Raw genomic sequence first — 24,072 nt, forward strand, 5'->3', positions numbered from 1 at the left:
ATGACAGGATCAAGCAGATGTCGCAGAATAAAATAAAATCTAATTAATACAGATCGGTATAGCGCGTTTTAACAGATTCGCTCCCCGGCAACGGGGAGCGATAAGAAAAACTCAGTTGCCCGCCACCGCACATTGGTAGTCCTGAATTTCGCCGGCCGAGCCCAGATTCAGATCGGTCAGCTTCAAACGGTTCGCCAACAGCAGCATCTCGCCCTGTGGGCTGACCGCCAACGCCAGGCCATAATTGCCGATGCTGTCGCCCTGCTCGACCACATAGTTCTGCAGTAACCGGAAAGGATCTTCCTGGGTTAAATCGGTGCCCGCCAATTTTCTGGCCAGATATTGGTGGCCGACCAATTTCACCGCCAGCGGGCGCCACTGCTGATCTAATTGTTCCGCCTGCTGCCCCAGCGCGTTATAGACATCCTGACGCAGGCAGGCAACGTGAATATGCAGCTGATTCTGAGAGCGGCCATATTTCGAATTGACCGCCAGAGAAAGCCACGCATCTTTTAACGGTTTACCCTGCTCGCCGGATATATGTCCCCGGTTATTCCAGGCCTGGGCGAAATAAGGCGGCGCGTGCTCCGTCTGCAATGCCGGGCTCTCGATGCCGCTGACCTTTTCTGTTGGCATCACCAGATCGTGATAGGGGCCTTTACTGTCCTTAAACAGCACATAACCCTCGGTTAAATCAACCTTTAAGCAGGGCGCCGGATCGTTGTTCTGCTGCTGATTGGGCACGCACTGTTGGCTGACGATTTGCCACAGCGCATTCGGATTACCACGCCCGAAGAACCACCACAGCACCGCCGCCAGCAGCAAAATGACAAGCAAAATAATTAATAGTCTGAAAAGTCTTTTCATCGTAACTCCCTGTTTACCTATTCCATCTTGAAAGGAGCGCCAGCATAAACCAAGGCTCTTATCGTCACCAGAATATTATCCTTAGCGTTACCTTTCATTGACGTCTTGTTATCAATAGAAATTAAAAATAAGGGTTTACTTAAGTAATTTAAGGTAAATTAATACCGCAGGTTGAATATGAGTGTGATATAAGCAGCCGGACTCTCTTTATATAAGGAACCGATAAGATGCCAACGATGGGCAAATCCCTGCATTATCTCGACGTGGGCTCAGGCTTTCCGTTGCTGCTGGGCCACAGTTATCTGTTCGATCTGAACATGTGGGCACCGCAGTTCGAAGCGCTGGCGAAACGCTACCGCCTGATCGTGCCGGATCTCTGGGGCCACGGCGACTCACCGGCGCTGCCGGCCGGGCGAAACAGCCTGTCGGATATCGCCGCCGATCATTTGGCGCTGATGGATCATTTGGATATTGAAGAGTTCGGCATCGTCGGCCTGTCCGTCGGCGGTATGTGGGGCGCCGAACTGGCAGCACTGGCGCAGGAGCGGGTCAAGGTGCTGGCGCTGATGGACAGCTATCTGGGCGACGAAACGCCGGAGGCGCGGCAGCGTTATATGGGCATGCTGGCGGCCGTTGAACAGGCCGGCGCCATCACCTCGCCGTTGCTGGAGTATATCGCCGCGCAGTTTTATTCCGACGAAGTACCCGATACGTTGTCGCAACCATTGTTGGTCCATCTGCAGAGCCTGCCCGCCGCTCGCCTGCGCGAGAGCATCGTCCCGCTGGGCCGGATGATCTTCGGTCGCCCCGACAAGCTGCCGCTGCTGAAAAACATTACCGCCGCCAGCATCGTCATCACCGGCGCGCAGGATAAACCGCGCCCGCCGGCTGAAGGCCAGCGCATGGCCGATCTTCTCGGCTGTCGGCACGTGCTGATCCCCAACGCCGGGCATATCAGCAACAAGGAAAACCCGACGGCGGTCAACGAAATCCTGCTGGCGTTTCTGGCTGAAAACACCACCCCGCTGTTCTGGTAAGATGCCCCGGGCCGTCTGGCCCGGACCTGCCTCCTCAGGGTTCAGATAACGCTATTCCCATTATCTCCTCGATTGAAATCACCGAAACGCAGCCACCGATAAAGTTCCGCATCTCGCTGAAAATGCATTTTTTTCATCACCGCGCGCTTATGCGTGCTCACTGTCTTAATACTGACCTTCAGACGGCGAGCAATGGCGGTCGGCGTCATCTCCCAACGCAGGTACTGCATCACCGTTTTCTCCTGCGGCGTCAATTGCAACGGCTGGCACCAAGAGCAACAATCCGCACGGCATGCACGGCGTTTTTTGCTTCGTAGGGCACGCTTCACCGTCTGCAACAATTTCTCGACACCTTCATTGCGATACACCTTGCCCGCCTCTCTTGAACATCCAGCAAGCGAGCAGCCATGTGCCTCTTTGAGTTCGCAAACGGAAAAATAGATCCCATCAGGCTCGCAAAAACGATGACAAAACCGGCCTGAGTCACCTTTGGCAACGGCCTGGAAAATCAATTCGGCACCGACGTGTCCAGTGAAACGCGCTTCGATACCGCGCTCGTCAAAATAGTCGCTCAATGCGCATCTTGCCCCGGCAACAAAGAAGCTGTCGTTATCCAGAAAAGCGATATTGATAAACATATTCATTCACTTCCCCCCAGCGTTAGGGGAAGTGAATCGAACGGCCGCCGAACGGCCTTGCCCATCCAATACGGCGAGCAACAGTGTCAATATGACCCAATGGCATGACGATAGCCCCAGCGGGTAAACGAACTTCACATGGAACAAGATGGGCAGCACAGTCAGCCCGAGCGACACGGCCTCTCCGGCTGACGGGCTTTGCACTCGATAAGCGATAACCTCCCGCCGCCATGCCTCACGCATCAGCACAGTCACCCCGGCCAGTAAGCAAAATATCCCCGCCAATGCGATGCTTCCACCTTCAGCCCACCACAGCAGCAGTTCATTGTAAGGCGGCTGCACACCGGCGAATGTCGATATCGGCAGCAGCGCATGAACACGCAAGTGCGTAAAACCATGCTCAAATCGCCCATACCCCCAACCCAGCCAGGGCTTTTCCACAATCATCGCCAACAAATCAAACAGCCTGTCATCGCGTACCGGTTTCAACAAAGGGACATGGGAAAAATGCCTGTTGAGGTTCAACTCATCCACCAATATCGCCAGGCAGAAACCCAGCGCCGTCATCAGCAACGCGAGTAGGCAATACAGCGGATATCGGCGTAGGAACAGCAGGGTAAAAAGGCCGGAGCTAAGCAACACGCTAAAACAAACGGTTTGCGACGCCCCCCCAGCCACGGAGAAGGACAAGCCGACTAAAAGGGCTGACAACAGCAAAACACGCCACTGTTCACGATCTCGGCGCAGAGAACGAAACCGTGGCAATATCATCATGGTCCACCCTGCCAATAATCCAGACGCTAACAAGCTACTCACGACATCGGGCCACCCAGCGCCCATGCTGGCGCCGCCACCCTTAGCATCAGCAGGAATGGAAAAGCATAACAGCGCTCCTGCCGTCGCGGTAAATAACAGCGTATATAATAAGCACGTGCGCAAGCGTTGCGTTATCCGGTATTGCAATAGTAGAAAATAGATAACCCAACTGCCGAATAGCAACGTTAGACGCCCCACAACCTCAGCGCACCACGCCGAACGAGGGTAGAAAACCGGTATCAATAATATCACTGCGCCAGCGGCAAAGAATAAACAAGCCGGTGTTATAATCATTTCCCTGGAGCGGAGAAAGATGAACCCAACGGTCATAGCAATCGCTAGAATAAAAAAATAGCCAACCCAATAATATGGCACAACCAAAAATTGACTTTTCATGTCATGTTGGTAAATGTAAACACCCAAGCCTAATAGAACACAGAGATACGTTGCCACTAGGATCTTAAAATACGCGCTGGACATAACTCAATTCATCCCTATTCAATGTTAGACAAAATCATGCATTAAAGCAGGCCCAGGAACTTATCAATCACAAGAAACAGCATGACGGCGCCCAGCAACAGTAAGCCAATCAGCACCATCAAGATCCCTACGGACTGAGCAGCGTCGAAAACCTTGCGCTTATAGCGATAAAATATCCTTTTCCTTTTCAACATATCGCCTCCATACCCTGCATCGTTTTACTGAAAAATACCCACTATTAAAGGAAGGCTTTAACCCTCATTCACGTTGATAATGGTAACTACTCATGCGTCATTCAAAAAAATTGTATCGCCAATGACACATAAAACAGTTTTTTATCTTTCAATAAATTTAAAATAAGGAATTTAAAACCAACAGGAAGAGAAATAGATATCTTAAAACTGACTGCTTTTCCACATGTGGATTTGCGCCAAAAATTTCACAACATAAAAAAATCTCCGCCATCTTGACGAATAAAAAATAATGTATAACCCTGTCGAAGGATCAATCTCGCCGTGTACATAAGGTAAGTGCTTAATCATGGAATACGTTATTAATCAGATGATTGTTTTTTCACCTGCTGAACGCGCGTTGTTTCTTATCAACGAAAGGGAATCTTTTATGCCGCTTTCTAACCCCGCAACTCGCCTGTTGTCAGAGTTGGTAAAGAACAATAGGGAAATGCTTACCCGTAGGCATCTCATGCAGCGTGTTTGGGAGGATAACGGCTTTGTCGGCTCAAATAACAATTTGAATGGCTGCATCAGTGAAATTAGAAAGGGGTTTGAATCGTTGGCGGTCGATCCGCAGATAATTATTACCGTACCCAAACTTGGATTTATTCTTGAAGCAGATATATCACCCGGCACGCACTCTATAGAAAGAAAAAAAGCCCCAAAGAAAATCCTCCTATGCAGGCTCGCAACACGCCTCTCGATCGGGAAAGATAAAGTTAAGAAAGAGAAAAAAACGCTTGGCGTAGCAGCGATTATCATATCCTGCTGTGGTCTTGCATTCGCCTGGTGGTTGTTAAAAAAGCCCGATAACACCTTCAAAAAAAGCCATCTCGATTATCTCTACAAGTATAAACAATGCAATGTGTTCGCCCTGGAAACCAACGAACTGCATACGCGCAGCGAAACGATCGCGCAGGCGGCCGCCATGCTGAAGAGTGAAGGCATCGACTGCAGCGGCATCGCATCCGATATTTTTTATTCGAGTATTTCCAACCCCACTCTCCCCTTCCGGGTCGCATTTATGGCCATCTGTAGTCGAACTGCCCAAGGGAAATATGGCCGCTGCCAAACGATAAAAAACACTGATGACGTCACGCCATGATGAAAAGAAAGACAACTCTCGTTCTCGGCTTGTTACTGCTCATGCTGGCAGTGGCGGGTTATTTCATGCAAAAACCACGCCCCCTTAAAACGCTGCTGCGATGCGATGCGGAGATCACTTCACGCAACAGGCTAAGGGCAACAGGGGAACCTTCCGCCGTTCTAAAAACGAAAATGTACTTCTTCCTGTACAGCAACGGGACGGGGTTCATCAGGCTAAATGGTTTTATCGAACACCAAAGCAAAACTTATGTTCTGAATCGCGAACTGCACTACCTTTATGAGATCGACGATAACGACACGGGAAGCGAGGACAGTGGCGGCGTTTACACGCTAAAATTTAATGCCGATCGCAAACATACCGGGGATTCAGTTCCCACTCAGCTATGGGAACATTTTTTACAATCGGAAGATTACCAAGTTTCATACCATGTCACGATCGGACACATGATCGATAATCTTTACTTTGTCCGCACACTACCCAGTCCGACATTTGTTTGTCGGCGTTACTAAAACCGGCGTTGGCATTCAGGAAAGGAAAAATAACAAGATGCGAGTCCCCACTTAACGATGGCCGGCATGCTCGTATCTCCCGTTGCAGACCGCCAACCAAACACCACCCCGCTGTTCTGGTAAGAATCTCCGGGCCGCCTGGCCCGGCGAGTCATTCCGCGCGCCGCATAAACCCGTGTCGGCTCAGGATTGCCTGCCCCGTTTCACTCAAGATAAATGCGGCCAACCGCTGTGCGCCGTCATCCAACAGGCATAAACCATAATCCGCCTCAATGTCCAGCGGCGGCGCCAACGGCCGCACCGCCAACGTCGGGTAGGCGGCTAAAGCCGGAGCATAGCTGGCGTAGCCGAGAAAAATATCCGCCTGCCCGTCGCCTATCAGATATTCCGCCGCCAGCCGGCCCGCCGGCACCGGGGCGGAATCCATACCGCCAACCAACGGCAGTGCCCGGCGGCGCAACGCTTCCCCTTGCCCCGGCCAGTATTGCTCACAGCGTTCGAAAAGCCGCTGCGCATAATCGCCGGAAGGATCTGCCCCCGGTGTCGAGGTGGCAAGGCGCCAGTGCGGATCGAACAGCACCTCCGGCAGCGGACGTTCGGTTAATGCCGGCACGTTGCGAACCGTCACGCAGAGCCGATTGCGCACAAAAATCTGCACCGCCCCCGCCATCCCAAGAGCCGCCAACCTTTGCGGGTGCGCCACGTTGGCCGAGGCGAACAGCTGTGGCCGCTCGCCATTCTCTATCCGTTGGCGCAACAACCCCGCCGGGCCGAATTCCGCCGTGACTTTTTGCCCGGCGTGCCGCTGAAACGCCGACAGCAGCGGCGCAAACGCCAGCCGCAGGCTGCCGGCGGCAAACAGCAGGATATCACTCATCATGTCGCTCCAATTGGCTGCGATACAGCGGCACCAGCGTCGCGTAGCGGCGGCCCGCCACCGTCAGCGGCACCCGTTCGATCGCCAGCTCGAACAGAGGTGACAGGGATTGCGCCGTTAACACCTCGCGACAGGCCCCGAGCCGGCTGCGCCCCTCCTTGCCCAACAGCAAAGCCCGATCGGCCACCGCGTGTGCATGATTGGGCTGATGCGTGGAGAACACCACCGCCAACTGCTGCTCCCGCGCCAGGCGGGCCATCAGGCTCAACACCCGATCCTGGTAATGCAGATCCAGCGCCGAAGTTGGTTCATCCAGAATCAACACCTCGCAGCGCATTGCCAACGCGCGGGCGATCATCACTAATTGACGTTGGCCGCCGGATAGGCTGCCAAACTCACGCTCTGCCAGGTGCTGCAAATCCAACGACTGCAACGCTTCTCTCGCCAGCCGATGGTCCTCGGCTGACGGTAAACGGAACAGGCCGACATGGCGCGCCCGCCCCATCAATACGATATCCAGCACCCGATAGGCGAACGGCGGCGCAAAGTGCTGCGGGACAAAGCCCATCTCACCGCGGCGCTCAATCTCGCCGGATTGCGGCGTCAGGCTGCCTAACAACAGCTGCAGTAGCGTGCTCTTGCCACGCCCATTCGGGCCCAATATCGCCAGCACTTCGCCGCACCGCAGCTGAATGTCCAGATGTTGGAACAGCGGAGCCCCGCCCGGCCAGGCGAAACTCACGCCCCTGGCGGCCAATAAGGTGTCAGTCATGCCAGCCTCTCACTTGCGCGCGGCGCAGCAGCAGCGCGAACAGCGGCGCGCCAATCAGCGCGGTCAGAATGCCCAGCGGGATTTCGCTGCTGCTCAGCGTGCGCGCCAAATCGTCGATCAACAGCATGTACAGGGCCCCCAGGCAAAGCGAAGCCGGCAGCAGGCGCCGGTGATCCGGCCCCACCAGCCGCCTCGCCACGTGCGGGATCACCAAGCCGACCCAGCCGATGCTGCCGCTGACCGCCACCTGGGCGGCCACGATGGCGGCGCACAGCGTCAAAATCAGCCAGCGGGTGCGCTCCACGTTGATGCCCAATGCACCGGCATCCTCATCGCCCAACGACAGCAAATTGATGCGCCAGCGCAGCGCCAACAGCAAGCCGCCGGCCAACAGCAAAGGCACAAACAGCATCAGCAGCTTTTGCCGATCGGCGGTGGCAAAGCTGCCAAGCAGCCAAAACACGATGCTCGGCAGTTTCTCTTCGGTATCCGCCAGATATTGCATCAGGCTGACGCAGGCGGAGAAGAAGCCGCTGAGGATCACCCCCGCCAGTACCAAAGAGAGAATATTGCGCCGCGCGATGGCGCTGGTGAGAGTGAAAATCAGCAGCAGCGCCGCCATGCCGAAAACAAAAGCCGACAGCAGCAGCGCCGCCAACGGCAGGCTGAGCAGGATAGCCAGCGTGCCGCCAAAGGCCGCGCCGGACGACACGCCGATGATATGCGGATCGACCAGCGGGTTACGAAAGACGCCTTGCAAAGCCGCGCCGCACAGGGCCAGCGCTGCGCCGGCGCCCATCGCCAACAGCACTCGCGGCACGCGCACGCCCAGGATCACCTGGCGTTGGATAGCATCGATGCCGGCATAATGCTGCCCGGTGAACGGCTCCAGCAAAATCATCAGGCTGTGCGTCATCGGCACCTGAAAGCGCCCAACGCCGAGCGAAAACAGCGCGCAGCACAGCGTCAACAACGCCAGCCAGCCCAGCCTCATTGCCCGCTCTGGCAGCAGGTGGCGCGGTAATAACGTTGATAGTAAGCGTCGACCCGCTGCTGCAAATTGATATCGGCAAAGCGCTGCGGGTAAAGTTTTTTCGCCATCCACAACTCACCCAACGCCATCGCCTCCGGCATCGGATATCCCCAGGCCTTGGCGTACTCCGGCATCAGGTAGACCCGCTTATTCTTCACCGCGTCGATCGGCTGCCACTGCGGTGACGTCAGGATCTGTTTCACCACGTCCGGGTAGCGCTCCTGCACGAAAATCACCGCCGGATCCCACTTCAGAACATCCTCGATAGAAACCTGTTTAAACCCCTGAATGTCCTTCGCCGCCACGTTGAGCGCACCGGCGTGCCGCATCATCAACCCGGTATACTTGCCGGCGCCGTAGGTGGTGAGATCGGGGTTGGCCATATATACCCGCACCCGCCGATCTTCCGGCAGATCGCGCAGCCGTTCGGCGACCAGCGTGCGCTGCTGAATAACGTCCTTAATCAGGGCTTCGGCCTGAGGCTGACGCGACATCACTTCGCCGATCAGGCGAATGCCGTCCTGCAGCCCCAGCGTATAGGCCCGATCTTCATCGCTCAGCTCGGGATTCATTTTGCCCGCCTGATCGGCTGCCTCGCGGCGCAGCGAGATAGCCACCACCGGAATGCCCGCCCGTTCGATCTGCGCAATCATCTCCGGCGGCGCGTAGTTGGCCACGAACACCACCTGCGGATGCAGGCCGAGCAGGCTCTCGATATTCACCGACGTCAGATCGCCCGGCATCGGCAGGGTTGCCAACGTCGGCGCCAGCCGCAGGTAGTTTGGCCCCAGCTGCTTTTTCCAACTGCTGAGCACACCGACCACCTGAGGCATCGCATCAAGCTGCACCAACAGGTTCAACGTCTGGTGTTGCAGCACCACCGCGCGGGTGATGCGATCGGGCAACGTCACCTGGCGATTGAGCTGATCGGTGACCTGGCGATCCGCCTGGGCGGCGGTGGAAAACAAAACAAGCGCCAACAGCAGGCGCGGGAGAAAGTTAAACATGGCAGTGACCGGTTGATTATCGTTGTATAGCAAATAATATAGCGATGAGCATGGCGAAACAATCAGCGGGATCAAACCGGATGCGGGTACTCGGGAGGTAAACGAGGCGTGAATGCGCTCCTGGAAGCGGATCCGCCGGTATGGCGACGGATCCCATCGGCCCTGAAAGGGCGCGTGAAGAAGACTTATTGACCGATAGACGTCAGACCCTGGCGGATCCCTTCGTCAGCCTGCTGGCACCATGCCTGCAGCCCCTGCGGCGCTTCTTTTTCCAACGCAACCACTTTGCCGTCGTCGTTCAGCACATTGCCTTCACGGCCCATCGCTTCGCGCTTGTCGCCGTCGCGGGTGTCGACGCCGCCGGGAATAGCCGCCACGTAGGCCACCATTTTCTTGGCGTTGTCGAAGCTGTCGGCTTTCAGGAAACCTTTATCGACGCAGTAAGACATCAGCCCGGCGGTATTGCGCGTGATGTCATAAACGTTTTTCAATGCGGCAGGATCCATCCCTTCAGCATTAGCGGTGTTGAACAGGCCCAGAGTCGCGGCAATCATGCCGGTCAGAATGCTTTTTTTCATTGTTAACTCGTTTTAATAATTAAATAGTTAAGTTTGAATTATTCACAAAAAGAATGCGAACACCGCTACGGTATAACGGCGGCCTAGATTAGCACAACCCTAACGCGTTAATAACTGTGATTAAGTTAACCCCCGATAAAATAAAAACGCACGATAGGGCAATGACCTCCGCCCGATATCATTTTTTCACGCTCGATATTGGCCGCGCGCAATTCATAGTAAAAATAATCTCACCCAGGAATTATTTGCAACGGAAGCGTTGGCCTGCGGTTATTCGCGCTCCTGCCCTTTGCTAAAATCACCGGCGTAACATAGCCTGTTAAGACGCGCCATGCCTTAGTGGGAGGGGATTCACATGAACCATTCCGTCCGGCCGCCGCAATGCGACGACAAAACCATTCTCGATATCACGATGAATTTATATCTCTATCCGGCGGTGCTTATCGCGCATCGCCTGGGCATCTTTGAATTTATTGCTTTGCACCCCCGCAACCTGACCGATATATGCGCTCAGGCCAATGTGGAAAGACGCCCGGCGGAAACATTGGTCATGGCGTTATTGGCATTAAAATTGATAGACAGAGACGGTGAAACATTCTCTCTCACGCCAGAAGCGGAAACCTTTTTGTTAAAAAACAACCCGCATTATTTCGGCTACTTCTGAGATTTGATGGTTGAAAATAGCGAAATTTTCTCGCTGAAAAACCTGGAAAGCGCCATCAGAAAAAATACCTCGCAGGTGTACGGCGAGCAGGAGCTGTTTGAAACCCATACGTTCGACGCCGACAGAATGCGGCGGTTTACCCACGCCATGCACAGCCTGAGTATGGGCTCGGCCAGCGTTTGGCCGGCGCTGTTGCCCCTCGGTGCCTGCCGCGCGGCGCTGGATATCGGCGGCGCCTCCGGCGCCCATGCCATCAGCCTGGCGGCCCACTGGCCGACGTTGACCTGCACCGTGTTCGATCTGCCGGAGGTGTGCCCGCTCGCCGCCGACTACGCGCGCCATTACGGCCTCAGCCACCGCATCGGCACCCACAGCGGCGATATGTGGCGCGATCCCTACCCGGCGGCGGATCTGCACCTGTACTCCAATATTTTCCACGACTGGCCGATGGACAAGAACCGCTTCCTGGCGCAAAAGAGCTATGCGGCCCTCCCGCCTGGGGGCAGGATCGTGATCCACGAAGTGCTGTACAACGATGACGGCAACGGGCCGCCTGCCGCCGCGGGGTACAGCCTGATGATGATGGGATGGACGCAGGGCCGCCAATACTCCGGCAGGGAAATCGGCGACCTGCTGCGCGACGTCGGCTTCGGGCCTGCTCAGGTGCTGCCGTCGCTCGGCTATTTCAGCATCGTGACGGCGCAAAAACCCCAGGCTTAGCGGTTCACCGAGCGCGCCATGCGACTGTAGGTGTGGCGCACGCCGCGAATCGCCACGCTGTAAGCGAAGATGTTTTCCGGCAGCGCCAGCCCCAGATAGCCGGTATCGCCGATGTGGTGCAGATCCGCCCCGGCCATTTTGCTCATCAGCGCAATCTGCCGCACGGTCTGCACGTCGGCCCCCTCTTGCGAGGTGCCGATCGCCGTCATCGCCAGCGCGCCTTGCCGCTGGGCAAAGGCGATCAGCGCCGCCACTTTCTCCTGCGACATGCCGGGAATGGTGCCCGGCGCCGGCAACAGCACGATGTCCGCACCGTTCTCCACGAACAGCGCGATGTCCTGCTCACCGATCAGCTGGCTGCCGCTTTCGCGCACGATACCGGCCCCGTGCATCTTGCCGGTCACCAGCACCATCTCGTCGCCCACTTCATCGCGAATCGCTTTCAGCGCGGCGGCGATCGCCTGATTGCTGACGCCGTTGTTCGGGTTGCCGGTCAGCACCAGCATGCGCGCGCCGAGCTGATACAGCTTGCGGGCATTCTCGGCGGTGGCGGCGCGCCCCGCCGTCATCTGCCAGAAATCGTTATGTTCGGTGGCGAAGGCCGGATCGACGGCCTCCAGGTTCACCCCGATCACCCGTCCGGTCAGGTGCTGCAGCGTGCGCAGCGCCTCCTGCGGCGGCACGTCGGCGGGCAGGCCCGCGATGTGCGGCTGGTCGACGTCGAACAGGTTCAGCAGCAGCAGGTCGGCGCCCTGGCTGGCCGCCAGTTCGGCGTTGGTGACGTTATTGAGCAGCGGCTGAGTGACCGCGATGGTTTCGCTGACCAAAATGCGCCCTTCGCTGGCGCGGATGGCATAGAGCAGGTCGGCTTTGCCGATATCGGCCAGATCGCTGGCGCTGCAGTCCAGATAGCGTTTCATGAGGCAAGCTCCGATGACGTTAGCGGGAATGGATGCCCCCTCGCTCAGCGCGGCGAACGAGGGGGACAGGGTTACTTCAGCGTAAAACTTTGCGCCTGCACGTTGTCGGAGTCCAGGCCGACGAACACGTTGAATTTGCCCGGCTCCGCCCCCCATTTCAGGCTGGCGTTGTAGAACTTCAGATCGTCTTCGCTAATCGGCAGCTCAACCTGCTGCGACTGGCCGGCCTTCAGCGTCACTTTCTTGAAGTTGCGCAGCTCTTTTACCGGCCGGCTGACCGAGGCGGTCACGTCCTGCAGATACAGCTGCACCACCGTGGCGCCGTCGTACTTGCCGGTATTTTTCAGCGTGACGCTGGCGGTTAGCTTGCCGTTGCGCGCCATCGTCGGGCTGGACAGTTTCAGATCCGACAGGCTGAAGGTGGTGTAGCTCAGGCCGTAACCGAACGGATACAGCGGGCCGTTCGGCGAATCGAAGTAGCGCGAGGTGTACTTGCCCGGATTCTCCTTGCCGAACGGGCGGCCGGTGTTCAGGTGGTTGTAGTACATCGGGATCTGGCCGACCGAGCGCGGGAAGGTCATCGGCAGCTTGCCCGACGGGTTGTAATCGCCGAACAGCACGTCCGCCACTGCGTTGCCGCCCTCGGTGCCGCTGTACCAGGTTTCCAGCATGGCGTCCGCCTGCTCGCTCTCCCAGCTCAGCGCCAGCGGCCGGCCGTTCATCAGCACCAGCACCAGCGGCTTGCCGGTGGCTTTCAGCGCGGCGATCAGATCGCGCTGGCTCTGCGGGATCGTGATGTCGGCGCGGCTGGAGGCCTCATGCGCCATGCCCTGCGATTCGCCCACCACCGCCACCACCACGTCGGCCTTGTTCGCCGCCTGTACCGCTTCGTCGATCATCTGCTGCGGCGAACGGGTGTCGAACGCCACCGCCGGCTCATACTCGTTCAGGTAGTCGATGATGCCTTTATCCTGCGTGACGTTGGCGCCCTTGGCGTAAAGAATGCGCGCCTTGTCGCCCACCGCCCGCTCCAACCCCTCGCGCAGGGTCACCGACTGCTTGACCACTCCGGCGGCCGACCAGCTGCCCATCACGTCGCGCTGGCTGTCGGCCATCGGCCCGACCAGCGCGATGGTCGCCTGTTTGCTCAGCGGCAGCGTCTGCTTATCGTTCTTCAGCAGCACCATCGTTTTGCGTGCCACCACCCGCGCCTCGGCGCGGTGCAGGCGGCTTTCGGCGTTGGTGTCCTGCGGGTCGGAACCCGCCGGGCCCAGATGCATGTATGGATTGGTGAATAGCCCCATGTCGTACTTGGTGTTCAGCACGTCGCGGCAGGCGCGGTCGATATCGCTTTCAGGCACCAGCCCGTCTTTCACCAGACCCGGCAGGTATTTGTCGTAGAACTCGTCGCTCATGCTCATGTCGACGCCGGAGGTGATCGCCAGGCGTACCGCGTCGCGCGCGTCGGCGGCCACGCCGTGTTTTATCAGTTCTTTAATCGCGCCGTGGTCGCTGATGGTGATGCCTTTAAAGCCCCACTGCTCGCGCAACAGGTCTTTCAGCAGCCACGGGTTGGCGGTGGCCGGCACGCCGTTCACCGAGTTGAGCGACACCATCACCCCGCCGCTGCCGGCATCCACCGCCGCTTTATAAGGCGGCAGATAGTCCTGATGCATGCGCAGCGGGCTCATGTCGACGGTGTTGTAATCGCGGCCGCCTTCGACGGCGCCGTACAACGCAAAGTGCTTAACGCTGGCCATCACCGAACCGGGCTTGGCCGGATCGCCGTTCTGGAAACCGTCGACCATCACCTTGGCGATTGTCGATACCAGCCAGGTGTCTTCGCCGAAGCCTTCGGAGACCCGGCCCCAGCGCGGATCGCGGGTGATATCGACCATCGGCGCGAAGGTCATGTTGAGGCCGTCGTCGCTGGCCTCCTGCGCCGCCACGCGGGCGCTGAGCGCGATGGCTTCCAGATCGAAGCTGGCCGCCAGCCCCAGACTGATCGGGAACACGGTGCGCTGGCCGTGCACCACGTCATAGGCGAAGAACAACGGGATCTTGAGGCGGCTGAGCTGCATCGCCTGATCCTGCATCACCCGAATGTCCGGACGGGTGACGGTATTGAAGATGGCGCCGATCTGCCCTTTGCGGATGCCCTCGCGGATCGCTTCTTTCGGGTTATCCGGCCCGACGCTGATCAGCCGCAGCTGGCCGATCTTCTCTTCCAGCGTCATCTGCTTCATCAAATGGGACACGAAGGCGTCGCGCTGCTGGGCGTGAATGCCCTGCGTTATCGGCGTTTCCTGCGCAAAAGCCGGGCTGAGGGCCAGACCGGACAACATACTCACCACACAAAGCCATTTCATCTTGTTTTATCTCAGGCGTGTTTCCGCCGCCAAAGCCGCGGGGTTTAATCGGAGTGAAGAAACAGTTTGCCACACTCTGTTTCATCGCCAAGGGAATTCGCATCGGTAATGTTTACAAAGCATTACAGGTTATCGGCAGGTAGTTCTGCAGCCGGGCGCGGCTGTCGGCAGCCTCCGCCGCCAGAAAATCGACCAGTACGGTTAACGTCGGCGGCGCTACCGTGCGTTCAGGATAGACCAAATAATAGGCCGCACCGCTGCTGACGCAGAGCGGGAACGGCGTCACGATGCGCTGCGCCTGGATATCCTCCTCCAGCAGGCACAGATCGCCGATGGCGATGCCGAACCCCTGCAGCGCGGCGCTCATCGCCAGATCGAGAGTATCGAAATGCTGGGCCTTGCCGGAAGGCAGCGCATCGGCCCCCGCCGCCTTCAGCCAGCGCAGCCAGTCGCGGCGATCGCGCGTCGGGTGCAGCAGGGTTTTATCCGTCAAATCCGCCAGCCGGGGCGCCGGCGGCAGGAACGTCGGCGTGCAGACCGGCGTGAGGATTTCGTCGAACAGCAGGTGCGCGGCCAGCTTTTTACCCGGTGGCCGGCCGAATACCACCGCGGCGTCAAATTGCTCGGTGCTGAAATCCAGACCGTGCGACACCGAGGCGGTCAGCTCGATATGCATGTCCGGCCGTTCATTCTGCAGGCGAATGATGCGCGGCAGCACCCAGCGCATCGCGCAGGTCGGGCATTTGATGCGCAGCGCCCCCGGCGGGGCGGCGGCCCGCGTCAGCGCCTCGTCCAGTTGCCCCAGCGCCTGCTGCACCGGCGCCAGCAGCTGCGCGCCCTGCGGCGTCAGCGCCAAACCGCGCGCCTGGCGGCTGAACAGCGGATAGCCCAGACGCTGTTCCAGCCCGAGGATTTGCCTGCTGACCGCCCCCTGCGTCAGGTGCAGCTGCCGGGCGGCATGGGTAAAGTTGAGGCGTTGCGCCACCACCACGAAGGTTTTCAACACGTCGAGCGACGGCAGGGATATCGGCATAGCGGGCCTCGATTAGGTATGATCGTAGTGCATGGCAAGTATGACAAACTTTCCCTTGTCCGCCTACGCCGGCTGATGCTTAATCGCTCAACACTTCCTTGTTTGCCTGGAGCCCATCATGCAGAGCGCCTGCTCATCCCGCTCGAAGCTGCCGGACGTCGGCACCACCATTTTCACCGTCATTGGCCAACTCAGCGCCGAGCATCAGGCTCTCAATCTGTCGCAGGGCGCACCCAACTTCGCCGGCGACCCGCAGCTGATCGAGGCAACGGCACAAGCCATGCGCGCAGGTCATAACCAATACGCGCCGATGAGCGGCGTGGCGGCGTTACGTGCTGCTCTGGCGGAAAAAGCTGAACGATTGTATGGCGCACGCTATGACGCCGACGAAGAAATCACGGTGATCGCCAGCGCCAGCGAAGGGCTGTACTCGGCGATCAGCGCGCTGGTGCATCCCGGCGACGAGGTGATCTATTTCGAGCCGGCGTTCGACAGCTATGCGCCGATCGTGCGCCTGCAGGGCGCCACGCCGGTAGCGATCAAACTGTCGCTGCAGGATTTTCGCGTCGACTGGGACGAAGTGGCCGCCGCCATCAACGGCAAAACGCGCATGATCATCGTCAATACGCCGCACAACCCGACCGGCGCGGTGTTTGACGAGCACGACATCGAGCGCCTGACCGCCCTGACCCGCGACACCGATATCGTTATCCTGTCCGACGAGGTCTACGAACACGTGGTGTTCGACGGCGATATTCACCACAGCATGGCGCGCTATCCGCAGCTGGCGGAACGCAGCGTGATCGTGTCGTCGTTCGGTAAAACCTACCACGTCACCGGCTGGCGCGTCGGCTACTGCCTGGCGCCGGCGGCGCTGATGGACGAGATCCGCAAGGTGCACCAGTTTATGGTGTTCTCCGCCGATACGCCGATGCAACACGCCTTCGCCGCCGCGCTCGCCAACCCGCAGAGCTACCTGGGGCTGGCGGCGTTTTACCAACAAAAGCGCGATCTGCTGGCCAGCGCCTTGCAGGATTCGCGCTTTGAGCTGCTGCCCAGCCGCGGCAGCTTCTTCATGCTGGCCCGCTTTAGCGGCTTCAGTCACGAAAGCGACAATGATTTCGCCGTACGCTTGATCCGCGAAGCGAAGGTGGCGACGATCCCGCTGTCGGCGTTCTACAGCGACGGCACCAATACCGGCCTTATCCGGCTGAGTTTTTCCAAAGATAACGAGACCCTGCTGGAAGGCGCGCGCCGCCTGAGCCAGGCGTAATTTTTTGTCCGACCATGGGAAAGGGGCACTGCCTATGAAAGCACTGAAAACGCTGTTCGCCGCCGGATGCCTGCTGGCCGCCGGCACTTCGCTGGCGGCGGAAAACAGCCTGCGCTTCGGCCTGGAAGCGCTGTATCCGCCGTTCGAATCCAAATCCGCCAGCGGCAAACTGGAAGGGTTCGACATCGAACTGGGTGACGCGGTGTGCGCCGCCGCGCAGTTGAAATGCAGCTGGGTGGAAACCTCGTTCGACAGCCTGATCCCGGCGCTGCAGGCGCGCAAGTTCGACGCCATCAACTCGGCGATGAACGTGACCGAACAGCGGCGTCAGGCGATCGCCTTTACCGACGCCATCTATCAGGTGCCGAACCGCCTGATCGCCAAGGCCGACAGCGGCCTGCTGCCGGACGCCAAATCGCTGGCGGGCAAACACGTGGGCGTGCTGCAAGGATCGATTCAGGAGATTTACGCCAAAACCCATTGGGCGCCGGCGGGCGTGGACGTGGTGTCTTATCAGGATCAGAACCAGGTTTACCTCGATCTGGCGGCCGGTCGGCTCGATGCCACGCTGGTGATGGCGCCGTCGGGGCAAAGCGGCTTCCTGTCGCAGCCGGACGGCAAAGGCTTCGCCTTCGTCGGCGAGGCGGTGCGCGACGACAAAATCCTCGGTGAAGGTATCGCCTTCGGCCTGCGTAAAGGGGATGAGGCGCTGAAGAAAAAACTGGATGCCGCCATCGCCAAAGTGAAACAGCAAGGCACGGTGGCGGCGCTGTCGAAGAAGTATTTCGGCGACATCGACGTGACGGTGAAGTGATAGACGGGGGCGGCACCGCCGCCCCCTGCCGCGTTTAGCGATCGAACACCGAACTGTTCAGCGCGCGATCCTGCTGGTGGCGCTCCAGCGCCAATTCGATCAGGCGCGTGATCAGCGCCTGATAGCTGACGCCGCTGGCGGCCCACAGCTTGGGATACATGCTGATATTGGTGAAGCCCGGCAGCGTGTTGATTTCGTTGATCACCACCTGGTTGTCCGGCGTCAGGAACACATCCACCCGCGCCAGCCCGAAGCACTCCAGCGTGCGGAACGCCTTCAGCGCCACCTCGCGGATGTGGTCGCTCACTTCCGGCGCGATTGCCGCCGGCACCACCACCTGAGCGCCCTGCTCATTGATGTATTTGGTGTCGTAAGAATAGAAGGCGTCACTCAACACGATCTCGCCGCACACGCTGGCCTGCGGATCGTCGTTGCCCAGCACCGCGCACTCGATCTCGCGGCCGACGATCGCCGACTCCACCAGCACTTTGTGATCGAAGCTGAAGGCCAGCGATACCGCCGCGTCGAACTCGGCGCGGTTTTCCGCCTTGCTGACCCCGACCGAGGAGCCCTGGTTGGCCGGCTTGACGAACAGCGGCAGGCCGAGGCGCTCACTCAGTTGCTCAAACGTGAATCCGGCGCGGTTGGCGCGCGTCAGGGTGACGAACGGCGCCACCGCCAGCCCGGCGTCGCGCAGCAGGCGCTTGGTCACGTCTTTATCCATGCTGACCGCCGAGCCGAGCACGCCGGCGCCGACGAACGGCATATTGGCCATGCGCAGCAGCCCCTGCAGCGAACCGTCCTCCCCCAGCGTGCCGTGCACGATCGGGAAGATGACGTCCAGTTGGCCCAGCGCGCCGGCGCTGCCCGCTTCGATCAGCTGCTGTTTTTCCTGGCCCGGGATCAGCGCCACGTTCTTGTTCGAGCGGTTCAGCGCGATCAGCGCCGGGTTCTCGGCGTTGAGCAGGTAGTTGGAGGCGTCGTTGATGTGCCACTGCCCCTGTTTGTCGATCCCCAGCAGCGTGACGTCAAACTTCTCTTTGTCGATTGCATCCACAATGTTTTTGGCCGACTGCAGCGACACCTCATGCTCCGCCGATTTACCGCCAAAAATCACCCCAACACGTAGTTTAGTCACGCCTTAAATCCTTCTGAAAAATCATGGCAAAAAAGTCGTTCATCACAATAAACGCATTGCCTGGCGGCGGCAATCCTTGTTGCCAGAATCTTCTTACGCCACAGAATGCCACATCATGACCATCCTAAACGTATACACTTCATATATCGTTCACTTAGGGAGACGCCGATGGGCATCGTAAAAATTTCAGACGCGCTGCACGACGATCTGCGCCTCGCGAGCCTGACCATGACGCGTTCGATCAACGCGCAGGCCGAGTACTGGATCAAGATCGGCATGCTGGCGGAGTTCCATCCGGAACTGACCTACCCGCAGCTGGTAAAAAAGATGATGAAAGATAACGCGCTGACGCTGAAGGAGATTGTCGGGTGAAACAGATTGTGATTAAAACGCCGGAAGAGATTGCCAAAATGCGCCATTCCGGCGCCCTGCTGGCCAAAGTGTTTGCTATGCTCGATGAGGTCATCGTCGAAGGCATCTCCACCATGGAGATCAACGACCGCGCCGAGGCGTTTATCGTCGACGAGCTGAAGTCGCGCCCGGCCAGCAAGGGGCAGTATGATTTCCCCTATGTGCTCAACACCTCAATCGACGACGTGGTGTGCCACGGGGTGCCGTCGGCCAGCAAAATCCTGCGTTCCGGCATGATTATCAACGTAGACATCACGCTGGAAAACGGCGGCTATATCGCCGACTCCAGCAAGATGTACTGCGTCGGCCAGGTGACGCCGCTGGCCAAACGGCTGGTGAACAACGTCTATGAATCGATGTGGCAAGGCATTCGCGCGGTAAAACCGGGCGCTACCCTGGGGGATATCGGCCATGCCGTCCAGCGGCACGCCGAGCAAGCCGGTTACAGCATCGTGCGGGAGTATTGCGGCCACGGCATCGGCCGCGATATGCATGAAGAGCCGGCGGTGCTGCACTACGGCCAACCCGGCAGCGGTCTGGTGCTGCAGGAAGGCATGGTGTTCACCATCGAGCCGATGATCAACCAGGGCGACCGCCGCATCAAGCAGAAGAAAGACGGCTGGACGGTGGTGACGCGCGACAAAAAACTGTCGGCGCAGTGGGAGCACACCGTGGCGGTCACCGCCGACGGCGTGGAGATCCTGACGCTGCGCGACGAAGAGCGCCGGGCCGGCTACGCCGAGCGCTACTAAACCCGCAAGCCATTAGCCTGGTAAGCTGATAGCTTAATAAGTTATTTAAATGATAACCTCTTAGCTTATGTGCGGCACTCCGGCGCCGCGGTTAAAGCGACGGAGATGACAGGGAGACAGGCAGCATGCAGTTAGGCAATCAGACGTTTATCAATCAGCTCAAGGACATCGTCGGCGGCCCGCAGTTGTTAACCGGCGATCGCAACACCGAGCGGTATCGCAAGGGGTTCCGCTCCGGCGAAGGCCAGGCGCTGGCGGTGGTGTTTCCCACCAGCCTGCTGCAGCTGTGGCGCATTTTGCAGGCCTGCGTGGCCGCCGACAAAATCGTCATCATGCAGGCCGCCAATACCGGCCTGACCGAAGGATCAACCCCCAGCGGCAACGACTATGACCGCGACATCGTCATCGTCAGCACCCTGCGCCTCGACCATATTCAGGTGCTGGACAACGGCAAGCAGGTGGTCGGCTTCCCCGGCAGCACCCTGCACCACCTCGAGAAATTGCTCAAACCCTACGGCCGCGAACCGCATTCGGTGATCGGTTCCTCCTGTATCGGCGCCTCGGTGATTGGCGGCGTGTGCAACAACTCCGGCGGCTCGCTGGTGAAACGCGGCCCGGCCTATACCGAAATGGCACTGTACGCCCAGCTAGGGGAAGACGGCCAGCTGCGCCTGGTGAACCATTTGGGCATCCGCCTCGGCGACACGCCTGAAGAGATCCTTACCCGGCTGGAAAAAGGCGACTATCGCCCGACAGACGTCGAGTACGGCGAGCTGCGCGCCTCGGATAACGAGTACGCCAGCCGGGTGCGCGACGTCGATGCCGACACCCCTTCCCGCTTCAACGCCGACAAACGCCGCCTGTACGAGGCCTCCGGCTGCGCCGGCAAGCTGGCGGTGTTCGCGGTGCGGCTCGACACCTTCGAGAAAGAAGGCAAAGAGCAGGTGTTCTATATCGGCACCAACGACACCGCGGTGCTGACCGAACTGCGCCGCCACATGCTGAGCCAGTTCGAAAACCTGCCGGTGGCCGGTGAGTACATGCACCGTGATATCTTCGACATCGCCGAGGTATACGGCAAAGACACCTTCATGATGATCGACAAGCTCGGCACCGATCAGATGCCGCGCTTCTTCACCCTGAAAGGCCGTATGGACGCCAGCCTCAATAAGCTGCCGCTGCTGCCGCACAACCTGACCGATCGGTTGATGCAGGGCCTGAGCCATCTGGCGCCGAGCCACCTGCCGAAGCGTATGAAGGAATACCGCGAACGTTTCGAACATCACCTGCTGCTGAAGATGGCCGGCCCCGGCGTAGACGAAGCGCAACGCTACCTGACCGAGTACTTCGCCCAGGCCGAAGGCGCTTTCTTCGCCTGCACGCCTGACGAAGGCAAAAAGGCCTTCCTGCACCGCTTCGCCGCCGCCGGCGCCGCCGTGCGCTACCATGCGGTGCACGCCGACAAGGTGGAGGATATTCTGGCGCTGGATATCGCCCTGCGCCGCAACGACACCGACTGGTTCGAAACCCTGCCGCCGGAGATCGACAGCCAGCTGGTGCATAAGCTGTACTACGGCCACTTTATGTGCCACGTCTTCCATCAGGACTACGTGGTGAAAAAGGGCGTCGACAGCCACGCGCTGAAGGAAAAGATGCTCGAGATCCTTAACCGGCGCGGCGCCGAGTACCCGGCGGAGCATAACGTCGGCCACCTGTACCACGCCAAGGCGGATCTGCAGGCGTTCTACCGCGCCGCCGATCCGACCAACAGCTTCAACCCCGGCATCGGCAAAACCAGCAAACGCAAAGGCTGGGCCGAAGGCCCCCGCTAAGACCGCCCGATTAGCCCGCCGCCGCACCCGGCGCGGGCTTCCTCCCCCCTGCCTGCCTCGTCGTGATCTTTCTGCGCCCTTAAAGATGCATTTTTATTGCAACTTATAAACTTCCCGATTACCATTCACCACATAATCGCAAATGAGAATCAATTACAAAGCTGTCATGACGGATACATGGCATCCGCCGTGGCAATCACCGCGAAGTTGTTAATGAGAAGGAACCTACCATGAGTCAGACCCTCGATTCCGCCCAGCTGTTGTCCGCGCTCGATAAAGTGATGGTGATCTCCACCACCGATCTGCAGGGCACCATCACCTACGTCAACGATCTGTTTTGCCAACTGACCGGCTTTTCCCGGGAAGAGCTGGTGGGTCAGCCCCACAGCATCGTGCGCCACCCTTCCGTGCCGAAAGCGGTTTACAAAGCGATGTGGGACACCATCAAGGCAGGCGGCATCTGGACCGGCATCATTCCGAACGTCGGCAAAGGCGGCGTGCTGTACGTGGTCGACACCACGGTGCAGCCGCTGTATGACGCCCAGGGCAATATCGCGGCCTATATCAGCATCCGCCGCGTGATCAACGATCTGATGACCGACTTCGAATCGGTGGAATTCGCCAAAGAACAGTTCGACAACCACTACGACAAGTAACCGCCATGGCCGACCTTATCGAACGCATCCTGATTGGTTACGGTTCGGAGTCGGGCAACGCCCGGGCGCTGGCGATGCGCCTGGGCGAGCAAAGCAGCCTGCAACCCTACCGCCCCGTCGTGAAAGAACTTAACGCCATCCAGCCCGCCGATGTGGGCGAACGTGACGCCCTGCTGATCGTCTCCAGCTCATTTGGCGACGGTGAACCGCCCGCCAACGCCGAGCGCTTTTCCGACGCGCTGGCGCAATGGCCGGATCGCCACCGGTTGCGCTACGCCATCTTCGGTCTCGGCGACACCGCGTACCCGCATTTCTGCGGCTTCACGCAGGCGCTGGATGCGCGTCTGACGCAATACGGTGCCCGCGCCATCATCAATCGCGTCGACGCCGACGTTAACTTCGAACCGTTCTTCGCAACCTGGCTGACGACGCTGGAGAAGGTGCTGGCCGGCGATACCCAGGTCGGCCGCGATTTGCATCTGCGCGTGACCGCCTACGGCGAAGACCATGCGTTCAGCGCCCCCCTCCTCGAACGGCGGCCGCTCAGCGCACGCACGCCGCAGGCCTGGCACCTGCGGCTGAATATCGCCGGCAGCGGCATCGTTTACCGGGCGGGGGATACCGTCTATCTGTTGCCGGAGAACGACGAAGGATTATTGATCCGGCTGGCAGACTGGCTCGGCAGACCGGAGGCCGCCGACGCGCTGCGCCGCCGGGAGCTGCGCCAGCTCAGCAAAACGACGCTGCGCGAACTGGCGCAGTTGGCCGACAGCGAAGAGCTCAAAGGCTTGCTTAAGATCCGCCAACGCAAAGCCCTGGAGAGCTATCTGTACGGCGCCGATCTGCTGGACGTGCTGCACGATTTTTGCCCGCCGCACGCGGTCACGCTGGAGAACCTGTTGGCGCTGCTGCCCGTTTGCCTGCCGCGCGCCTACTCCATCGCTTCGGCAACGCGGGCAGAGAGCCTCGATCTGTGCGTGCGCGACGTACATTATGAACGCGGCGGCCGCATCCGGCGCGGCACGGCGACCGGCTGGCTGCTCAGCCAACCCGGCCCTTTCCGCCTCTTCTGCCGCGCCAACCCCGGCTTTTACCTGCCGCGCGATACCACTGTGCCGGTGCTGCTTATTGGTACCGGTACCGGCATCGCACCCTTGATAGGCTTGCTGCGCGAAATGGCCGCCCAGGGTGAACGGCGCGAAACCGTGCTGATCTTCGGCGAAAAACGGCGCGATGAAGATTTCCTGTATCGCGAGGAGTTGGCTGCACTGAACGCGGCGGGCGTGCTCACGCGCCTCATCACCGCCTTCTCGCGCGACGCCGCCGCCAAATACTATGTGCAGCATGCGATCGGCGATCATGCCAATGCCATCAGCGGCCTGCTGCGCCGGGGAGCGCATGTCTACCTGTGCGGCAATCGCCAGTATCTGGAACATGCCGTGGCAACGGCGCTGGAGCAAGCCTGCGGGGCGGAAAATCTGTGGCAGACGCTGATTGAGCAGCAGCGCCTGCATCTGGAACTCTATTGAGGCAGG

General features: G+C 59.1%; 25 protein-coding genes. 12 read left to right on the forward strand and 13 right to left on the reverse strand.

Features of this window, described 5'->3' with window-relative positions:
- Positions 1 to 111 precede the first annotated feature (111 nt).
- The gene (locus ACUTSC_RS08530) at positions 112 to 867 is read right to left on the reverse strand and encodes a CDP-diacylglycerol diphosphatase (protein ID WP_197766664.1); all 756 of its coding nucleotides are present in this window, start codon (positions 865 to 867) and stop codon (positions 112 to 114) included.
- A gap of 236 nt (positions 868 to 1,103) precedes the next feature.
- Here ACUTSC_RS08530 and ACUTSC_RS08535 point away from each other — a divergent pair, with 236 nt between their 5' ends.
- Complete coding sequence (locus ACUTSC_RS08535) at positions 1,104 to 1,904, forward strand: alpha/beta fold hydrolase (RefSeq protein ID WP_445653326.1); 801 nt, start codon at positions 1,104 to 1,106, stop codon at positions 1,902 to 1,904.
- 41 nt (positions 1,905 to 1,945) lie between these two features.
- Here the strand turns inward: ACUTSC_RS08535 and ACUTSC_RS08540 are convergent, their stop codons facing one another.
- Genes ACUTSC_RS08540 through ACUTSC_RS08550 form a run of 3 tightly spaced genes read right to left on the reverse strand, consistent with a single transcriptional unit; the run spans position 1,946 to position 4,032 of the window.
- Entirely contained in the window at positions 1,946 to 2,548 is a 603-nt protein-coding gene (locus tag ACUTSC_RS08540) for a LuxR C-terminal-related transcriptional regulator (RefSeq protein WP_197766665.1), read from the reverse strand.
- Positions 2,549 to 3,838 (reverse strand): O-antigen ligase family protein, encoded by a 1,290-nt coding sequence (locus tag ACUTSC_RS08545; RefSeq protein WP_445653270.1) that lies wholly within the window; start codon positions 3,836 to 3,838, stop codon positions 2,549 to 2,551. It lies immediately after the preceding gene.
- Between the two features lie 41 nt (positions 3,839 to 3,879).
- Positions 3,880 to 4,032, reverse strand: a complete 153-nt coding sequence (locus ACUTSC_RS08550) for a hypothetical protein (protein WP_197766667.1) — start codon at positions 4,030 to 4,032, stop codon at positions 3,880 to 3,882.
- 346 nt (positions 4,033 to 4,378) lie between these two features.
- Between ACUTSC_RS08550 and ACUTSC_RS08555 the strand changes: the two genes are divergently transcribed.
- A complete protein-coding gene (locus ACUTSC_RS08555) occupies positions 4,379 to 5,176 on the forward strand; it encodes a winged helix-turn-helix domain-containing protein (protein WP_445653271.1) in 798 nt (265 codons plus the stop codon).
- Positions 5,173 to 5,688 carry a hypothetical protein gene (locus tag ACUTSC_RS08560; protein WP_197766669.1) on the forward strand — a complete coding sequence of 172 codons (516 nt, stop codon included), beginning with the start codon at positions 5,173 to 5,175 and terminating at the stop codon, positions 5,686 to 5,688. Before ACUTSC_RS08555 ends, ACUTSC_RS08560 begins: the two co-directional genes overlap by 4 nt.
- A 151-nt stretch (positions 5,689 to 5,839) precedes the next feature.
- On the opposite strand, the gene ACUTSC_RS08565 is transcribed toward ACUTSC_RS08560, so the two are convergent.
- The 5 genes from ACUTSC_RS08565 to ACUTSC_RS08585 form a co-directional block, all read right to left on the reverse strand.
- A complete protein-coding gene (locus ACUTSC_RS08565; RefSeq protein ID WP_197766928.1) occupies positions 5,840 to 6,565 on the reverse strand; it encodes a substrate-binding domain-containing protein in 726 nt (241 codons plus the stop codon).
- Positions 6,558 to 7,337 (reverse strand): ATP-binding cassette domain-containing protein, encoded by a 780-nt coding sequence (locus ACUTSC_RS08570; protein WP_197773765.1) that lies wholly within the window; start codon positions 7,335 to 7,337, stop codon positions 6,558 to 6,560. Before ACUTSC_RS08570 ends, ACUTSC_RS08565 begins: the two co-directional genes overlap by 8 nt.
- Positions 7,330 to 8,331, reverse strand: coding sequence for a FecCD family ABC transporter permease (locus ACUTSC_RS08575; protein ID WP_049201062.1), 1,002 nt, complete (start codon positions 8,329 to 8,331; stop codon positions 7,330 to 7,332). Before ACUTSC_RS08575 ends, ACUTSC_RS08570 begins: the two co-directional genes overlap by 8 nt.
- The gene (locus tag ACUTSC_RS08580) at positions 8,328 to 9,377 is read right to left on the reverse strand and encodes an ABC transporter substrate-binding protein (protein WP_197766672.1); all 1,050 of its coding nucleotides are present in this window, start codon (positions 9,375 to 9,377) and stop codon (positions 8,328 to 8,330) included. Before ACUTSC_RS08580 ends, ACUTSC_RS08575 begins: the two co-directional genes overlap by 4 nt.
- A 185-nt stretch (positions 9,378 to 9,562) precedes the next feature.
- The gene (locus tag ACUTSC_RS08585; protein WP_197773766.1) at positions 9,563 to 9,955 is read right to left on the reverse strand and encodes a hypothetical protein; all 393 of its coding nucleotides are present in this window, start codon (positions 9,953 to 9,955) and stop codon (positions 9,563 to 9,565) included.
- 355 nt (positions 9,956 to 10,310) lie between these two features.
- On the opposite strand from ACUTSC_RS08585, the gene ACUTSC_RS08590 reads away from it, so the two are divergent.
- On the forward strand, positions 10,311 to 10,619 hold the full coding sequence (locus ACUTSC_RS08590) for a hypothetical protein (protein WP_443003005.1): 309 nt from the start codon (positions 10,311 to 10,313) through the stop codon (positions 10,617 to 10,619).
- A gap of 6 nt (positions 10,620 to 10,625) precedes the next feature.
- Complete coding sequence (locus tag ACUTSC_RS08595) at positions 10,626 to 11,339, forward strand: methyltransferase (RefSeq protein ID WP_445653272.1); 714 nt, start codon at positions 10,626 to 10,628, stop codon at positions 11,337 to 11,339.
- Here ACUTSC_RS08595 and ACUTSC_RS08600 read toward each other — a convergent pair.
- The 3 genes from ACUTSC_RS08600 to ACUTSC_RS08610 form a co-directional block, all read right to left on the reverse strand.
- A complete protein-coding gene (locus tag ACUTSC_RS08600) occupies positions 11,336 to 12,259 on the reverse strand; it encodes a DUF7916 family protein (protein ID WP_197766674.1) in 924 nt (307 codons plus the stop codon). The two genes, ACUTSC_RS08595 and ACUTSC_RS08600, sit on opposite strands and share 4 nt — an antisense overlap.
- Before the next feature lie 71 nt (positions 12,260 to 12,330).
- Positions 12,331 to 14,628 (reverse strand): beta-glucosidase BglX, encoded by a 2,298-nt coding sequence (gene bglX / locus ACUTSC_RS08605; protein ID WP_197766675.1) that lies wholly within the window; start codon positions 14,626 to 14,628, stop codon positions 12,331 to 12,333.
- A 112-nt stretch (positions 14,629 to 14,740) separates the two neighbouring features.
- Positions 14,741 to 15,661 (reverse strand): LysR substrate-binding domain-containing protein, encoded by a 921-nt coding sequence (locus ACUTSC_RS08610; protein ID WP_197773767.1) that lies wholly within the window; start codon positions 15,659 to 15,661, stop codon positions 14,741 to 14,743.
- A 118-nt stretch (positions 15,662 to 15,779) separates the two neighbouring features.
- Between ACUTSC_RS08610 and ACUTSC_RS08615 the strand changes: the two genes are divergently transcribed.
- Both ACUTSC_RS08615 and ACUTSC_RS08620 read left to right on the forward strand, forming a co-directional pair.
- Positions 15,780 to 16,934, forward strand: coding sequence for a methionine aminotransferase (locus tag ACUTSC_RS08615; protein WP_197766677.1), 1,155 nt, complete (start codon positions 15,780 to 15,782; stop codon positions 16,932 to 16,934).
- 34 nt (positions 16,935 to 16,968) lie between these two features.
- On the forward strand, positions 16,969 to 17,748 hold the full coding sequence (locus tag ACUTSC_RS08620) for an ABC transporter substrate-binding protein (protein WP_060421038.1): 780 nt from the start codon (positions 16,969 to 16,971) through the stop codon (positions 17,746 to 17,748).
- 34 nt (positions 17,749 to 17,782) lie between these two features.
- Here ACUTSC_RS08620 and ddlA read toward each other — a convergent pair whose 3' ends face one another.
- Complete coding sequence (gene ddlA / locus ACUTSC_RS08625; protein ID WP_197773768.1) at positions 17,783 to 18,886, reverse strand: D-alanine--D-alanine ligase; 1,104 nt, start codon at positions 18,884 to 18,886, stop codon at positions 17,783 to 17,785.
- A 168-nt stretch (positions 18,887 to 19,054) separates the two neighbouring features.
- On the opposite strand from ddlA, the gene ACUTSC_RS08630 reads away from it, so the two are divergent.
- From ACUTSC_RS08630 to ACUTSC_RS08650, 5 genes are all read left to right on the forward strand, one after another.
- The gene (locus ACUTSC_RS08630) at positions 19,055 to 19,258 is read left to right on the forward strand and encodes a ParD-like family protein (RefSeq protein WP_006324220.1); all 204 of its coding nucleotides are present in this window, start codon (positions 19,055 to 19,057) and stop codon (positions 19,256 to 19,258) included.
- A complete protein-coding gene (map, locus tag ACUTSC_RS08635) occupies positions 19,255 to 20,049 on the forward strand; it encodes a type I methionyl aminopeptidase (protein WP_063991218.1) in 795 nt (264 codons plus the stop codon). The genes ACUTSC_RS08630 and map overlap by 4 nt, the downstream gene beginning before the upstream one ends.
- A gap of 125 nt (positions 20,050 to 20,174) precedes the next feature.
- Positions 20,175 to 21,881 carry a D-lactate dehydrogenase gene (gene dld, locus ACUTSC_RS08640; RefSeq protein ID WP_197773769.1) on the forward strand — a complete coding sequence of 569 codons (1,707 nt, stop codon included), beginning with the start codon at positions 20,175 to 20,177 and terminating at the stop codon, positions 21,879 to 21,881.
- Between the two features lie 230 nt (positions 21,882 to 22,111).
- Positions 22,112 to 22,537: a PAS domain-containing protein gene (locus tag ACUTSC_RS08645; RefSeq protein ID WP_060421025.1), complete on the forward strand. Its 426-nt coding sequence runs from the start codon at positions 22,112 to 22,114 to the stop codon at positions 22,535 to 22,537.
- Positions 22,538 to 22,542: 5 nt separating this feature from the next.
- On the forward strand, positions 22,543 to 24,066 hold the full coding sequence (locus tag ACUTSC_RS08650; protein WP_445653273.1) for a flavodoxin domain-containing protein: 1,524 nt from the start codon (positions 22,543 to 22,545) through the stop codon (positions 24,064 to 24,066).
- Positions 24,067 to 24,072 lie beyond the last annotated feature (6 nt).

It is taken from the genome of Serratia sp. TSA_105.2 (assembly GCF_052692115.1).